Here is a 14677-nt window from a genome sequence, read left to right on the forward strand (position 1 = left end):
GACCATGACCAAGGCGGCAACGGCCGCAGCGGACCCATCGGGTGCGGCACTTTACACGGTGCCGGACGCCACAACCCTGACAGAAGCTGTTCTGGCTGATCTTGGCGATGCAGCAGACGCCCGCGAGGCACGGTCCGTGGTGGTCGGGCATCTGCAAGCGGCCAAGATCACGGCCAATGCCGGTTTTGAGGCGGCCTTCCTTGCCGCCCCCCGATCTGCCCGCGCCTTGGTGACGGCTCAGGCCGCACTGACCGATGTGCTGGTGCAGGTGACACTTTCCGCCGCCCTCAAGCTGCACCCGGTCCCGAACCCGACCGAGGCGGAACGGATCGCCGTTCTGGGCGTCGGCGGCTATGGGCGGGCCGAAATGGCGCCGCAATCGGATGTGGACCTGTTGTTCCTGACCCCGTGGAAGATCACCCCATGGGCCGAAAGCGTCATCGAGACGATGCTTTACATGCTTTGGGATCTGAAACTGAAGGTCGGCCATTCAAGTCGGACGGTCAAGGATTGCGTGCGACTGGGGCGCGAGGATGTAACGATCCGCACCGCCCTTCTGGAGAATCGATTCATCTGCGGCTATGCGCCCCTTGCGACCGATCTTGCCGACAGGCTCTGGTCGGAGCTGTTCAAGAACTCCGGCCCGGAATTCATCGAGGCAAAGCTGGCCGAGCGGGCCGAGCGCCACAGACGGCAAGGCGGCCAGCGCTATGTGCTGGAACCGAACGTCAAAGAAGGCAAGGGGGGCTTGCGCGACCTCCAGACACTTTACTGGATCGGCAAGTATCTGCACCGGGTGCCGTCGGCCGAAGGGCTGGTGGCCGCCGGACTTCTGAGCCGGGACGAATTTGACAGCTTTGCGCAGGCCGAAGATTTCCTGTGGGCCGTGCGCTGCCACCTGCACTATGTCACCGGACGTCCGACCGATACCCTGACCTTTGACTTGCAGGTCGAGGTAGCAGCCCGAATGGGTTACCGCGATGCCGGCGGGCGCCGTGCGGTGGAACATTTCATGCAGCACTATTTCCGGCTGGCCACCCGGGTGGGTGAACTGACCCGCATATTCCTGACCGAACTGGAAGCCCGCCACGCCAAGCGTGAAGCCAGCCTTTTCGGCATCTTCAAGCGCACCAAGCAGGTCAGGGCCGGCTTCAAGCTGGTGCAGGGCCGGATCGACGTGGCCGATCCGAATACCTTTCTGTCAGACAAGCTGAACCTGCTGCGCGTGTTTGAAGAAGCGCTGCGCACCGGCTATCTCCTTCACCCAAATGTCATGCGCCTTCTGGCCGCAAACCTTGACCTTATCGACGAAGACATGCGCGACGACCCCGAGGCGCGGCGCATCTTCCTTGATCTCCTTCTTAAACACGGCAACCCCGAACGCAGCCTGCGCCGGATGAACGAACTTGGCGTCCTTTCAGCCTTCATCCCGGAATTCGAACCCATCGTCGCGATGATGCAGTTCAACCTTTACCACCACTACACGGTGGATGAGCACATCATCCAGACCATCAGCTGCCTTGCCCAGATTGAACGGGGGGAACTGGTCGAAGAGCTTCCCGTCGCCTCGGGCATCCTGAAAGAAGGCGTGAACCGCAAGGTGCTTTATGTGGCGCTCCTCCTGCATGACATCGGCAAGGGGCGGCCCGAGGATCACTCGATCCTTGGCGCGCAGCTGGCGCGGCGCATCGCCCCGCGGCTGGGGCTGGAGCCGGAGGAATGTGAAACCGTCGAATGGCTGGTGCGCTATCATCTTCTGATGTCCGACATGGCGCAAAAACGCGATATCGGCGACCCGCGCACACTGCGTGACTTTGCCAAGGCGGTGAAGACAAGGAAACGCCTGGACCTTCTGACCGTTCTGACCGTCTGCGACATTCGCGGCGTTGGCCCGGGGACATGGAACAACTGGAAGGCCATGCTGCTGCGCCAGCTTTACAAGCAGACAGCCGAGGCGCTTGAGGGTGGGCTGGAAAACGTCAACCGGGAAAACCGCAAGGATGATGCGACCAGCGCCCTGCGCGCCCGATTGAAAGACTGGGACAAGGCGGCGCTGGATCACGAGGTCAGCCGCCATTACGCCCCCTACTGGCAGGGCCTGTCGACCGACACGCATCTGGTCTTTGCCCGCCTTCTGCAAGGCCTTGCCGATGACGAGATCCGCATCGACCTGCACCCCGACCCCGACCGCGACGCCACCCGCGCCTGCTTTGCCTTGGCCGATCACCCGGGCATCTTCAGCCGACTGGCCGGCGCTCTTGCACTGGTCGGTGCCAATGTCGTGGACGCACGGACCTACACGTCGAAGGACGGTTACGCGACCGCCGTCTTCTGGGTGCAGGACATCGAAGGCAAGCCCTATGAGGTATCGCGCCTGCCCCGTCTGCGGGGAATGATCGAAAAGACCCTGCGCGGTGAGGTTGTGGCGCGCGAAGCCCTGAAGGACCGCGACAAACTCAAGAAACGCGACCGCGAATTCCGGTTCCCGACCCACATCACCTTCGACAACGAAGGGTCTGAAATCTACACGATCATCGAGGTTGACACCCGAGACCGTCCGGGCCTGCTTTACGATCTTACCCGGACGCTTGCCGCCAACAACATCTACATCGCAAGTGCCGTCATCGCGACCTACGGGGCGCAGGTGGTAGATACCTTCTATGTCAAGGACATGTTCGGCCTGAAGCTGCACCAGAAGCACAAGCAGGAGGCGCTTGACCGCAAGCTCCGCGCCGCCATCGCCGAAGGCGCGGAACGCGCGCAGGGCGCGCCTGCATGAAACCCGTCCGCATCGTCAAGGGCTTCCTGACCGTCGGCTTCTGGACGCTGGTCAGCCGCTTCGCGGGCCTTGTGCGTGACATCTTCCTTGCGAAGTATCTGGGCGACGGCCCCGTCGCGCAGGCCTTCGTCATCGCCCAATCCCTGCCCAACATGTTCCGCCGTTTCTTTGCCGAGGGGGCCTTCAACTTCGCCTTCATCCCGATGTTCGCCAAGAAGGTCGAGGCGGGTGAGGGCGCCGAGGCCTTCGCCCGTGATGCCTTCTGGGGCATGGCCGCGCTGCTGACGGTCTTCTCCCTTCTCGCCATTCTGGCCATGCCGCTTCTCGTCATCATGATGGCGTCGGGCTTTGTCGGGGATGCGCGCTTCGACATCGCGGTGACGCTGGGCAAGATCGCCTTTCCCTACATCCTGTTCATCTCACTGACCGCCCTGCTGTCGGGCATGCTGAACGCGGCCGGGCGTTTCGTCATCACCTCGGCGGTAACGATCCTGCTGTCGGCCACGATGATCGCGGGCATGATCCTTGCCAACCGCATGGGCTGGGACATGGGCCGTACGCTGGCATGGTCGGTCACCCTGTCGGGCATCCTGCAAATGCTGGTCACCTGGGCCGCCGTCCGACACCTTGGCTACCGGCTGCCGTTCCGTTGGCCGGTCCTGACGCCCGAGTTGAAACGCCTTGCCATCATCGCCGCGCCTGCCGTGCTGGCCGGGGGCGTGGTGCAGATCAACCTGATCGTCGGTCGTCAGGTCGCATCCATGACCGAAGGCGCCGTCGTCTGGCTTTACAACGCCGACCGCATCTACCAGCTGCCGCTTGGCGTCGTGGGCATCGCCATCGGGATCGTTCTTCTGCCAGACCTTTCCCGCCGCCTGCGCGCGGGCGACGACGAAGGCTCGCGCGCCAGCTTCAACCGTGGGACAGAGTTCGCGCTTCTCCTGACCTTGCCTGCCGCGGTGGCGCTGGTGGTCATTTCCTGGCCGATCATCAGTGTCCTCTTCCAGCGCGGTGCCTATGGGGCCGAGGCGACGGCGAACACCGCCCTTGCGCTGGCGGCCTATGGCGTGGGTCTGCCCGCCTTCGTGCTCCACAAGGTGCTGCAACCGCTTTACTACGCGCGCGAAGACACCCGGTCCCCGTTTCGCTTCGCCGTCTGGTCGATGGTGGTGAACGCGGTGCTTGCCATCGGCCTGATGCCGATGATCGGCTTCATGGCCGCCGCCATTGCCACCTCTGTTGCGGCATGGGTGATGGTCTGGCAGCTTTGGCGCGGCTCACGCACCATGGGCGATGCCGCCCGGTTTGATGACCGGTTCCGCTATCGCCTGCCCCGCATGATCGCGGCCTCGGCGTTGATGGGGCTGGTGCTGTGGGGGCTGTCGGTCCTGCTGGCCGTGCCGCTGGCAACCCCCGGCATCCGGACCGTGGCGCTTGGCGGCATGATCCTTGCGGCAATGGTTTTCTACTTCGGCACGGTCATGCTGATCGGCGGGATGAGCTGGGTTGAACTGCGCAGCGCGCTGCGCCGTCAGCGCTGACGGATCATCTCCACCACCCGGCCGAAGCCGCCGGGGCTGACGATGAAGGACAAAAGGAACCCGGCCGCAAAACCGGTGATATCGGCCACCCAGTCCCAGTTGCCCCCGAACAGAACCCCGAAAACCAGCTGGAAAAACAACAGAAAGCCGATCAGGCTGAAGGCGCGGTACTTGTTCGCCCCCTTGCGGGCAAGGTTGGTCCAGAGCAGGAAGGTGAAAGCCCCGATCAACCCGTAAACCGCCGGATAGGCCCCGATCAAGGGCGCGCGCAGATCGGGGATCAAGAGGCCATAGGCCAGCCCCCCGGCGATCGACGCGCCGAAGACCACCACAAGCACCCCCCACCAGCGAAAGATCTCTCCAACCATCTTGCCCAGCGCCAGCAAGATCACCACCGCGAACAAGGCATGGGTAAAGCTGGCATGGATCAAGGGATAGGCGACCAGCCGCAGCAGCTCCGGGTAGGGTTGGCCGATGTTGTCCACCTGATAGCGCAACAGTTCCGGGAACATCGCAAACCGCTCCACCGCCTGAAGCCGCCAGCCGATGCCTCCCGCGCCGCCGATCAGCCCTGCCTCGGCCAGCGCCAGCACCAGTTCCATCGCGATCAGGGGCAGGGCCATCACCCAGACAATCATCGGCAACGGATTGATCGGCGCTGCATTGTGGTCTGGCTGCATCTTGTCCCTCATCCCGCGTCATGGCTCCGGGGCAATTGACGCCCCTGCCCCCTTCGATTACGCGGGTTCGTCAGTGAATTCCAGACGGAGCCTACCATGTCAGTGTCAGAGACTTCGGCGGTCCAAACGCCGAAAGCCTTCAAACCCCGCATCTTCTCGGGCATCCAGCCGTCGGGCGGGCTGACGCTGGGCAACTACCTTGGCGCGCTGAAGCGCTTCGTCGAAAAGCAGGACGAGGGGATCGAGACGATCTACTGCCTTGTCGATCTGCACGCGATTACCGTCTGGCAGGATCCCGAAAAGCTGCGCCAGCAGACCCGTGAGGGTGCCGCCGCCTTCATCGCCGCCGGGATCGACCCCGCGCGGTCGATCCTGTTCAACCAGTCGCAGGTTTCGGCCCATGCCGAACTGGCATGGATCTTCAACTGCGTTGCCCGGCTTGGCTGGATGAACCGGATGACCCAGTTCAAGGACAAGACCGCCGGCAAGAACGCCGAGGCCGCGTCGCTTGGCCTTTACGCCTACCCCTCGCTGATGGCCGCCGACATCATGGCCTATCACGCCACCATGGTCCCGGTGGGCGATGACCAGAAGCAGCACCTTGAATTGACCCGTGACATCGCCATCAAGTTCAACAACGACTACGGCGTGGATTTCTTCCCCGTGGTCGAACCCCTGATCGAAGGCGCCGCCACCCGCGTCATGTCCCTGCGCGACGGCACCAAGAAGATGTCGAAATCCGACCCGTCCGACCAAAGCCGGATCAACCTGACCGATAGCGCCGATGCCATCGCCTCGAAGATCCGCAAGGCCAAGACCGACCCGGAACCCCTGCCGGAAACGGCGGAAGGCCTCAAAGACCGGCCCGAAGCGCGCAACCTGGTGAACATCTACGCAGCCCTTGCCGGTCACAGCGTCGATCAGGTCATCCAGGATTTCGCCGGCGCACAGTTCGGCACCTTCAAGCCCGCGCTGGCCGACCTTGCCGTGGCAAAGCTGTCGCCGATCACGACGGAAATGAACCGCCTGATGGCTGACCCCGGCGAAATCGACCGTATCCTTGGCAAGGGTGCCGACCGCGCCGAAGCTATTGCCCGACCTATTCTGGAACAGACCAAGGACATCGTCGGCATGATCCGGTCGCGTCAGATCTGAAACCCGTCAGCGCTGTCCCGCACCACCGGCGCCCTGCGCTTGCCTTCCCCCTTTGTGCGGGAGGCAGAGGGTGGGGGCCTGCCTGGCAATGCCCAGGCCACGCTGCACCAGTCTTCATTCCATCCACAGGAATAGCCGTCGCACATCGGCGCTGTCACATTCCCGATTCCGGCTGCCCTTATACCTGACGGGGTTCGGAGTTGCGATCTGTCCCCATCGCTCCGGCCCCGGCCAACCTGTCCCCTGAGCGGTCGAGGCTTTCCCGACATACCCCCGTGCGCCCCCCGCACGGGGGTTTTTTTGAGCCTCCCCCGCAATGGCGCGTCGGATCAAGGAAAGGGGTTTCCACCCTGCAATTCCAGCGTATCGAAATCTGTCAAAGCGAACTCTGTCGGCAGGCCATGCACCCCTCGTGACAGCCCCGCAAAGTCCGGATCATGACTTTGTCCACTGTGCGATTTTCAGGCCGGGCGGCTTGCCCGCAAGGGATGCTGTCGATTAGGATTACAGAACTCAAACTTGCCCCCGCAATCCGGGTACCCTTCGGCGGCAGGCGGCGACAGGTTCAGCGGATTGGTCGCGATCAAGCCCGCCGCCGTCGCGGGCGGGACTGACAGGCCGGACGCGGCCCCTGATCGTGCCACGAAACGGTTTTTTGAAAAGGACATCCCATGCAATCCATCACCAAGCTGCCCCCGACTGACGGAATCGAACCCTCGACCGCCGATCTTGACGGCTGGGTCGTGACCGAAGGCAACCCCAGCATGAAGACATGGGTGCTGCATACATCGAAGGACGGGGCGATGGTTTCCGGCATCTGGGAATGCACTGTCGGCAGCTACCACGCCACCTATACCGCCTATGAATACGTCGTGCTGATCAGCGGGCGGATCGTGATCACCCCGGATGGCGGCACCCCGGTTACCGTGAAAGCAGGCGATGCCTTCGTGGTGGAAAAGGACTTCAAGGGCATCTGGAAGATCGAAGAGCCGGTCCGCAAGCACTTTGACTTTGTCGTAAAGGCATGACCCGGCTTGCCATCGTCACCGGGGCTGCGGGCGGCATGGGCCGGGCGATCAGCGACCGGCTTCTGGCGGACGGGCTGCATGTCGTTGGCGTCGATATCGATGGTGCGGCGCTCCTGACGATGGCCGCCAACCGTGACGCCTTCACCCCCGAGGCGGTGGACCTGACCGACGCCAACGCAGTCGCAGACCTGTTTGACCGGGTGACCGCGCGCTTTGGCGGTGTGGACGCGCTGGTCAACAACGCCGGCACCTGCTTCATGTCCGATTTCCCCGACATCCCGGCAGAAGAACTGACCCGGCAGATGGAGATCAACTTTCACTCCGCCTTCCATTGTTGCCAACAGGCAGTAAAGGCCATGGCCGGGCGGCCCGGCGTGCGCAAGATCGTCAATATCTCATCGAACGGGGCCTATAACTTCGATGTGTTCGACCCGCCGCATTACCGGGCGTCCAAGGCCGCAATGGACACGCTGACCAAAGACCTTGCCCGCCGTTATGCGCGCGACAAGATCGCGGTCAATTCCATTGCGCCTGCGATGACCGAAACGCCGCTGTTCAACGTGCTGACCGAAGACGTGCTGGCCCGCGCCATCAGCGCCATGCCGCACGGGGCGGCGATGCAGCCTGACCAGATCGCCGCCTGGGTCGGTTTCCTGATCTCGCCTGCGGGGGACGTGTCGTCGGGCAATGTCATCATCCTCAATCAGGGCCGCGACGTTCGATGACCAAGGCCCGGGAATTCTTGGCGAAAATTCCTGGGGGTCGTCCGGCATGAAGGTCACGATTCACAAGCTGTTCGACTATCTCCTGGAGACAACCGCCAGCGAGCCGCCCGAATGTTTCATCGGCTTTTCGCTGGCCCGGTCCCCACGGCTGAAGGATTTCATCGCCGATCTGGACCCCAACCTGTTGCTTGACTGGAACGGAGCCAGCTTTCTTGGCCTGCCCGCCTTGCGCCAGCGGGTACTGGATCAGGCCGGGTTGACCGTTTCGCCCGATAGCGTCCTGATCACCGCCGGCGCCGCCGAGGCGAATTATCTGCTGTTTCGCCAGCTACTGACAGCCGGGGACGAAATCATCACCGAAGCCCCGGGCTGGCCGCAGGCGGGCGTCATGGCAAAGGCCATCGGCGCCACCTTGCGCGAAGTGGCGCGGGATGAGGTTAGGGGTTGGCACCTTGACCCCGATGCCGTGGCCGCCGCCATCACCCCGCGCACGCGAATGATCTTTCTGACCAATCCCAACAACCCGACCGGTCGGCTGATCCCCGAAGCCGACCTGCGCGCGCTGGCGGCCTTGGCCGACCATCACGGCATCTGGCTGGTGGTGGATGAGGTCTATGCCGGGCTGGAGTGGGACCATCCCCGCCCTCCTTCGATAGCCGGGCTGACGCAGTTCGGGATCACCACGGGATCGGTGTCAAAGGCGCTTGGCCTGCAAGGCCTGCGGACGGGCTGGATCATCTGTCAGGATCCGGGGGTGATCCGCGATGCGATGATCCTGCGCGAGAACGCCTCGGAAATCATGAACACCCTTGGCGAACATATCGCGGAAATTGCCCTGCGCCCCGACCGTCTGACCGCCGCGCTGACCAATGCCCGGACAGAAGGCCGCACGACGCTGGACCAGATGGATGCTTTCGTGACCGCAGAACCACGTCTTGACTGGCACCGGCCAGAGGCCGGGCTGATCGGACTGGCCCAGCTTGACGGGATCGATGGCGAAACCCTTGCCCGCCGTTTGTTGGCCGCCCCATACCGCACCTTCCTGTTGCCCGGATCGGCCTATGGTTGCCCGAACCACATCCGTCTGGGCGTCGGCGGCGGGCCGGAAACCCGGCTGACTGACGGGCTGGCCCGTCTTTCCGCCCTGCTGCGTAGCTGGAAAGACTGACGCAACCATCTGATAATATTTAGGCTATCCGATAACATTGCGCTGTTTTTGCTTAGCGTGGTCCACATCCCCATTCCTTTCCTCATTGCCCTGCTGATCGGGGGCCAACTGTGAAAGGAAACGACATGCTGCCCACTGTCATGACCGCGAAATCCATGATGATCGCAGCCCTTGCTGCTCTGTCAATCGCCGCCCTGCCCTCGGCCCCAGCCCATGCCTGGGGAAAGAAGGAACAGGGCTTTGTTGCCGGTGTCGCCACGGCCATCATCGTTGACGAGCTTTTGAAACAGAACCGCAGGGCGCGTGCGGTGGCCCCGGCACCTGCCCCGGCGCCGGTTTATGTGGAACCCCGCCCGGCCCATGCCTCAATCCATTCCACCCCAGCCGCACGCGCCTTCAACTCCTACTCGGCGTCCGAGAGGAAGGCGATCCAGCGCAACCTGCGCGCATGGGGCTACTATCGCGGCGGGATTGACGGTGCTTTTGGCCCCGGCACCTACAACGCCATTACGGCCTATGCCCGCGACGAAGGGGCATCTGCCAGTCTTTCCAGCACCGGCGGCGCCTTTGCCGTCTATGACGGGCTGATCTTCTGACCCCTTTTTCCCAAATGGTCGGACACATGGACACCCCTCGATCCCCCGGCCCGGCACCCGCCCGGTCCGGGGCGCTTTTTGTCCGGGGCAAGGATTTTCGCGCGCGCGCAAAGGACCGTTCCAAGGATTGCTCCGGCGCTTGCGTCTCAGATAACGTGATGCTGATGGACACGCCCGACGAAACCCTTGCGACTGCCGCCGCTGACGGCGACCGCGCGGCGTTTGCCACGCTGGTCCACCGGCATTACGACCGGATTCACGGGCTGGCATGGCGATTGACCGGTAGCCTGACCGAGGCGGAGGATCTCGCGCAGGACATCTGCGCCGCCCTGCCGTCAAAGCTGCGCAACTGGCGCGGCGAGGCGCGCTTTACCACCTGGCTTTACCGTGTGGTGGTGAACGCCGCCCATGACCAGCGCCGCCGTCGGGCCACCCGGTCGCGGGCGGCGCTTGGCTGGGGCGACTGGGAACTGGCCCGGCAGGATGAGATAGCCGTGCAGGCCGAAGCACAGGACTGGCTGGCGCAGGCAATGACCCGGCTGCCTCCGGAACTGCGCGACACCGTGGCGCTGGTTCTGGGCGAAGAGATGACGCAGGCCGAAGCCGGGCTTGTGCTTGGCCTGTCGGAAGGCACGATTGCCTGGCGGATGAGCGAAGTGAAGAAGCGCCTCAGGGCCATGGCACGGGAGGACGCGAGATGACCGACGATCTTGACGACCTGCGCGCCGCGCTGAAATCCACCCCCGCACCCGAGGCGGCAGCAAAGGCCCGCGCGTTGGCGCTGGCGATGGAAAATTTCGACCGGCTCCAAGGATCGACCGACCCCGACCGTTCCAGTGAGGACCGCCAATCCCCGGCGGCCCCCTTGAACGGAGTGCGTCGCATGCTGAGTTTTCTGACTTCCCGTCCCGCCCTTGCTGCCAGCACCTCGGCCGCAGCCCTTGTGATCGGCATTGCTGTTATCCTGCCGGTCACCGATCTGCGGCTGCCTGTTTCCATGCAGGAACCCGTCCCCGGGCCGGCTCCGAAATCGGCGCCAGCCAAGGATCTGGCCCGCAGCACAGAATCGGAGATATCCACTTCGATCGCAGAGGCGCCACCCGCAGTCGAGGCCGCAATCGAGCCATTGGCAGTTCCGACGGGGCTTTCCGATGAGGCCCTGCCTTCTGCCCCTTCCGCCATTGCCGAAAGCGAACTGGGCCAGCGGATGGAATCTGATGCCCCTGGCGGTGCGGTCGGATACATCGCCCTTGATCCCGCATTCGCGCCCCTGCCCGATGCCCGGCTAACGCAGCCTGATGACAGCGAGGCCTATGCAAACGCCCCGGCAAACCCGGTGAAGGTCACGGCGGAAGAGCCGGTTTCAACCTTCTCGATCGATGTGGATACCGCGTCATGGTCGGTTATCCGGTCAACACTTGGCATGGGCGTTCTGCCCCGCGCCGAACAGGTCCGGGTTGAAGAGATGGTGAACTACTTCCCATACTCCTACCCAGCCCCTGCGGCAGAAGCGGCGTTTTCCTCGACCGTTTCGGTGATGCCAACCCCATGGAACCCCGGCACGCGGCTGGTGACGATAGGTATTCAGGGCGCATTGCCAGCGGTCGAGGATCGCCCGCCGCTGAACCTTGTGTTCCTGATCGACACCTCAGGCTCAATGGAAGGGCCGGACAGGCTTGGTCTTCTGCGGCAATCGCTGACAATGATGCTGGCCGAACTGCGCCCGGATGATCAGATTGCCATCGTGACCTATGCCGGGTCCGCCGGGCAGGTGCTGGCCCCCACCAAGGCCGCCGACCGAGCCGCCATCCTTGCCGCACTCGACAATCTGTCGGCGGGTGGATCGACCGCCGGGGCCGAGGGGCTGGAACTGGCTTACCGCGTGGCCGAAGGCATGAAGGCGGAAGGCGAGGTCAGCCGCATCCTGCTGGCCACGGACGGCGATTTCAACGTGGGCATCAGCGACCCGGACGGGCTGGAAGCCTATGTCGCAAAGCAGCGCAGGACGGGAACCTATCTGTCCGTCCTTGGCTTTGGGCGCGGCAATCTGGATGATGCCACGATGCAGGCGCTGGCGCAGAACGGCAACGGCCAGGCGGCCTATATCGACACGCTGTCCGAGGCCCGCAAGGTGCTGGTGGACCAGTTGACCGGCGCGCTGTTCCCGATTGCCGATGATGTGAAGATTCAGGTGGAATGGAACCCTGCCACGGTCGCAGAATACCGCCTGATCGGCTACGAGACCCGCGCCCTGCGGCGCGAGGATTTCAACAATGACGCGGTGGACGCGGGCGAGATCGGTGCCGGCCGTCAGGTGACCGCGATATATGAGATCACCGCGCCGGGCTCTGATGCCCTGCGGAACGACCCGCTCCGCTATGGCACCGCCGCTACAGCCCCGGTTGCCGGGGCCGAACTGGGCTTTCTGCGCCTGCGCTGGAAGGCGCCGGGCGAAGACGCCTCAACCCTGATCGAGACGCCGATCACAGGGACCGAGGAGGCCACGGCCGAAACCCGCTTCGCTGCCGCCATCGCGGGCTTCGGGCAGTTACTGCAAGGTTCGGTCTACCTGGGCGACTGGGGCTGGGATCAGGCGATCGACCTTGCGCTGTCGGCACGCGGCGACGACCCCTATGGCTACCGGATCGAGGCGGTCAACCTGATGCGTCTGGCGCAGTCGCTGGCCGCGAACTGATCAATCTTCAGGCTGTCCAGATGCATGAAAAAGGCGCGCCCCATTTTGGGACGCGCCATGAGCGGTGACAGGGTATCGTCGACTCAGTTGACGGTTTCGGCCTGCGCTTCAAGCACCGGGGTCGCACCGTTGGCACGGGCAATCTCGATCCGGCGCGGTTTCAGCGCTTCGGGCATCTCGCGCACAAGATCGATGTGCAGCATGCCATGCTCATGTGTCGCACCGGCCACACGCACATGATCGGCCAGCGCAAAGCGGCGCTCGAAGGCACGGGTGGCAATGCCACGGTGCAGGTAGTTGCGGTCAGCCTCATCCGCTGCCTTGCGGGCGGCGATGTGCAGATTGCCATCGCGGACCTCGACGCTCAGTTCATCGGGCGCGAAGCCGGCAACGGCGATCGAGATGCGATAGGCATCCTCGGCGGTCTTTTCGATGTTGTAGGGCGGGTAGGTCGGCTGAGCCACATCATTGGACAATACCCGATCCATCAGATCGGCGACCCGGTCAAAACCGACGGTGGCACGGTAAAGCGGTGCGAAATCAAGGTTGCGCATGTCATCCTCCTGGAAGCGATGTCAAAGGCCTTCCCTTTGGGGGCAAGGCAGGTTTCCCGAGCCCGTCATAGCACCCGGATACCGATGATTTGGGAAAGCCAGCCCCGGCTTTCAAGACCCTCAAGGCTTCACGAACCGCGCACCGGTATCATTGCCAGCGCCAAGAGTGATCCGCTTTTCCCCCGGCTGGGCGGCCTTGGCCTTGCCGACAGCTTCGCTCGTGACCTTGCCCGCGCGCAGCCGAGCCTTCAGGTCGTCGACGATCCCGGGAAGTTCCATCCCGAAGGCAACGCTCCGCCCATCCTCCTTGTAACCGGCAGAGATGATCGACACGATCTTTGCCCGATACCCCGAACGGTCAAGAACTGGCGCGCCTGACGACCCGAAGGTCACATCGCAGTCAACCGCGACCAGTCCGCCTTGCTGCCCCAGCACCCGACACACCCGCTGCCATGACAGCGCCTCTTCGCGCCCCGCGGCATAAGAGACCACGCTGACCTTGTCGCCCACTCCGGGCCGGGCCACGGTAAAAGGGGCCGCCACGCTGGACGGGATCGGCGTGGCCAGTTGCAGCAAGGCCACGTCCAGCAGCAGTTGATCCGGCGGTGCCGCGTTCGGGCTGCGGTAACCTTCGGGCGTCACTGTCCGCAAGACCTCGGCCTCGGCAATCGCCACGCCATCGGCCAGTCCGGCGCGAAAGCGGATACGTCCGGCATCGATCGCCGCCCCGGCAGGACCGAATACACAATGCGCCGCCGTCAAGACCAGATCCGGCGCGATCAGCGCCCCGGTGCAAAACCCGCCACCGTCGATATCCACCCGACCGACCGATTCCCAGCCACGCAACTGATCCCGCGTTTCAAGCCGGTTGAGGCCGGTGTTGTCTTGCGCCGCCACTGGCAGCGCCAGCAAAGGAACGAGGGCAATCCACAGCGCCTTCATGGCTTGACGAACTTGGCCCCATTGCCCTGCCCGCCAGACAGAACACTGACCCCGCCTTGCGGCATGCGTCCGGTACGTTTGCTGTCATCCAGGGCCGCGCGCAGCACTGCAAGCGGCACCGCCAATGGCACCGCCAGCGCCACCTTGCGCCCATCAACTTCGGCCTTGGCCGAGATGACAGATACCACCCGCGCCACACCGTCCGTAATGGCAAACACCGGCGCCCCGGAAGATCCGAAATCGACATTGCACGACAGGATCAGGGTTTCCCGGCGGCCGGCCAGCACCTTGCAGAACTCCTGGATTGAGGGCGCTTCCGCACGGTCCTGCGCATATGAGACGACGCCAACAGAATCCCCCTCAACCGGGGTGGCACCAGTCTCGAACGGGGCCAGAGACGGCAGGCGGATCGGCTGGCTCAGTTCCAGCAAGGCAAGATCCGCGGTCACCCGACCCAGCTTGTCGTTGCCGCCATAACGATAGTCGGGATGGGTAAGGGTGCGGGTCACGCTGCGGTAAGCCACTGCACGTCCGTTGCGCCAACCGGCATGGAACTCAATATCCTCGGGCCGCATCTGCACGCCCGTTGCCTTGTCGTAAAGACAATGCGCGGCGGTCAACACCAGTTGCGGTTCGATCAGCGCACCGGTGCAAAAGCCCCGGTCGCCCAGTATCAGCTTGCCCACCGCGTCCCAGCCGCGCGAATCGTCTGCTGTTTGCAGGCTGACCATTGCGGCATCTTGTGCAAAGGCCGCGCCAGCAAGGGCGACGGCCACAGCCAGAAGGCCGGGGAAGATCTGACGCATGAAGCCTC

13 protein-coding genes are annotated in these 14677 nt (G+C 63.7%); 9 read left to right on the plus strand and 4 right to left on the minus strand.

What is annotated here, in order from left to right:
• Positions 1–4: 4 nt before the first annotated feature.
• Both QUV21_RS14575 and murJ read left to right on the plus strand, forming a co-directional pair.
• On the plus strand, positions 5–2779 hold the full coding sequence (locus QUV21_RS14575; RefSeq protein ID WP_300855907.1) for a [protein-PII] uridylyltransferase: 2775 nt from the start codon (positions 5–7) through the stop codon (positions 2777–2779).
• Entirely contained in the window at positions 2776–4320 is a 1545-nt protein-coding gene (gene murJ, locus QUV21_RS14580; protein WP_300855909.1) for a murein biosynthesis integral membrane protein MurJ, read from the plus strand. The genes QUV21_RS14575 and murJ overlap by 4 nt, the downstream gene beginning before the upstream one ends.
• Here murJ and QUV21_RS14585 read toward each other — a convergent pair.
• A complete protein-coding gene (locus QUV21_RS14585) occupies positions 4311–5000 on the minus strand; it encodes a rhomboid family intramembrane serine protease (protein WP_300856079.1) in 690 nt (229 codons plus the stop codon). The genes murJ and QUV21_RS14585 overlap by 10 nt on opposite strands.
• 96 nt (positions 5001–5096) lie before the next feature.
• On the opposite strand from QUV21_RS14585, the gene trpS reads away from it, so the two are divergent.
• The 7 genes from trpS (at position 5097) to QUV21_RS14620 (ending at position 12367) form a co-directional block, all read left to right on the plus strand.
• Positions 5097–6155, plus strand: a complete 1059-nt coding sequence (gene trpS / locus QUV21_RS14590) for a tryptophan--tRNA ligase (protein ID WP_300855910.1) — start codon at positions 5097–5099, stop codon at positions 6153–6155.
• Positions 6156–6826: 671 nt separating this feature from the next.
• On the plus strand, positions 6827–7183 hold the full coding sequence (locus tag QUV21_RS14595; RefSeq protein ID WP_300855913.1) for a cupin domain-containing protein: 357 nt from the start codon (positions 6827–6829) through the stop codon (positions 7181–7183).
• Positions 7180–7908, plus strand: a complete 729-nt coding sequence (locus tag QUV21_RS14600) for an SDR family oxidoreductase (protein WP_300855914.1) — start codon at positions 7180–7182, stop codon at positions 7906–7908. The genes QUV21_RS14595 and QUV21_RS14600 overlap by 4 nt, the downstream gene beginning before the upstream one ends.
• Before the next feature lie 46 nt (positions 7909–7954).
• Positions 7955–9076: a pyridoxal phosphate-dependent aminotransferase gene (locus QUV21_RS14605; RefSeq protein WP_300855915.1), complete on the plus strand. Its 1122-nt coding sequence runs from the start codon at positions 7955–7957 to the stop codon at positions 9074–9076.
• Between the two features lie 125 nt (positions 9077–9201).
• Positions 9202–9672 carry a peptidoglycan-binding domain-containing protein gene (locus tag QUV21_RS14610; protein WP_300855916.1) on the plus strand — a complete coding sequence of 157 codons (471 nt, stop codon included), beginning with the start codon at positions 9202–9204 and terminating at the stop codon, positions 9670–9672.
• A gap of 164 nt (positions 9673–9836) precedes the next feature.
• Positions 9837–10373: an RNA polymerase sigma factor gene (locus QUV21_RS14615; RefSeq protein ID WP_300856080.1), complete on the plus strand. Its 537-nt coding sequence runs from the start codon at positions 9837–9839 to the stop codon at positions 10371–10373.
• Positions 10370–12367 carry a VWA domain-containing protein gene (locus QUV21_RS14620; protein ID WP_300855918.1) on the plus strand — a complete coding sequence of 666 codons (1998 nt, stop codon included), beginning with the start codon at positions 10370–10372 and terminating at the stop codon, positions 12365–12367. The genes QUV21_RS14615 and QUV21_RS14620 overlap by 4 nt, the downstream gene beginning before the upstream one ends.
• Before the next feature lie 83 nt (positions 12368–12450).
• Here QUV21_RS14620 and QUV21_RS14625 read toward each other — a convergent pair whose 3' ends face one another.
• The 3 genes from QUV21_RS14625 to QUV21_RS14635 form a co-directional block, all read right to left on the minus strand.
• On the minus strand, positions 12451–12921 hold the full coding sequence (locus QUV21_RS14625; protein WP_300855920.1) for an Hsp20 family protein: 471 nt from the start codon (positions 12919–12921) through the stop codon (positions 12451–12453).
• Between the two features lie 120 nt (positions 12922–13041).
• The gene (locus QUV21_RS14630; protein WP_300855921.1) at positions 13042–13863 is read right to left on the minus strand and encodes a trypsin-like peptidase domain-containing protein; all 822 of its coding nucleotides are present in this window, start codon (positions 13861–13863) and stop codon (positions 13042–13044) included.
• Entirely contained in the window at positions 13860–14669 is an 810-nt protein-coding gene (locus QUV21_RS14635; RefSeq protein ID WP_300855922.1) for a trypsin-like peptidase domain-containing protein, read from the minus strand. The genes QUV21_RS14630 and QUV21_RS14635 overlap by 4 nt, the downstream gene beginning before the upstream one ends.
• Between the last annotated feature and the right edge of the window lie 8 nt (positions 14670–14677).

Source organism: Tabrizicola sp. (assembly GCF_030373185.1).
GTDB lineage: Bacteria > Pseudomonadota > Alphaproteobacteria > Rhodobacterales > Rhodobacteraceae > Tabrizicola.

What these genes read in the sequence shown, in the direction of transcription:
- QUV21_RS14575 (WP_300855907.1), top strand. Translation starts at nt 5, where the DNA reads ATGACCAAGGCGGCAACGGCCGCAGCGGACCCATCGGGTGCGGCACTT.
- murJ (WP_300855909.1), top strand. Translation starts at nt 2,776, where the DNA reads ATGAAACCCGTCCGCATCGTCAAGGGCTTCCTGACCGTCGGCTTCTGG.
- QUV21_RS14585 (WP_300856079.1), bottom strand. Translation starts at nt 5,000, where the DNA reads ATGCAGCCAGACCACAATGCAGCGCCGATCAATCCGTTGCCGATGATT.
- trpS (WP_300855910.1), top strand. Translation starts at nt 5,097, where the DNA reads ATGTCAGTGTCAGAGACTTCGGCGGTCCAAACGCCGAAAGCCTTCAAA.
- QUV21_RS14595 (WP_300855913.1), top strand. Translation starts at nt 6,827, where the DNA reads ATGCAATCCATCACCAAGCTGCCCCCGACTGACGGAATCGAACCCTCG.
- QUV21_RS14600 (WP_300855914.1), top strand. Translation starts at nt 7,180, where the DNA reads ATGACCCGGCTTGCCATCGTCACCGGGGCTGCGGGCGGCATGGGCCGG.
- QUV21_RS14605 (WP_300855915.1), top strand. Translation starts at nt 7,955, where the DNA reads ATGAAGGTCACGATTCACAAGCTGTTCGACTATCTCCTGGAGACAACC.
- QUV21_RS14610 (WP_300855916.1), top strand. Translation starts at nt 9,202, where the DNA reads ATGCTGCCCACTGTCATGACCGCGAAATCCATGATGATCGCAGCCCTT.
- QUV21_RS14615 (WP_300856080.1), top strand. Translation starts at nt 9,837, where the DNA reads ATGGACACGCCCGACGAAACCCTTGCGACTGCCGCCGCTGACGGCGAC.
- QUV21_RS14620 (WP_300855918.1), top strand. Translation starts at nt 10,370, where the DNA reads ATGACCGACGATCTTGACGACCTGCGCGCCGCGCTGAAATCCACCCCC.
- QUV21_RS14625 (WP_300855920.1), bottom strand. Translation starts at nt 12,921, where the DNA reads ATGCGCAACCTTGATTTCGCACCGCTTTACCGTGCCACCGTCGGTTTT.
- QUV21_RS14630 (WP_300855921.1), bottom strand. Translation starts at nt 13,863, where the DNA reads ATGAAGGCGCTGTGGATTGCCCTCGTTCCTTTGCTGGCGCTGCCAGTG.
- QUV21_RS14635 (WP_300855922.1), bottom strand. Translation starts at nt 14,669, where the DNA reads ATGCGTCAGATCTTCCCCGGCCTTCTGGCTGTGGCCGTCGCCCTTGCT.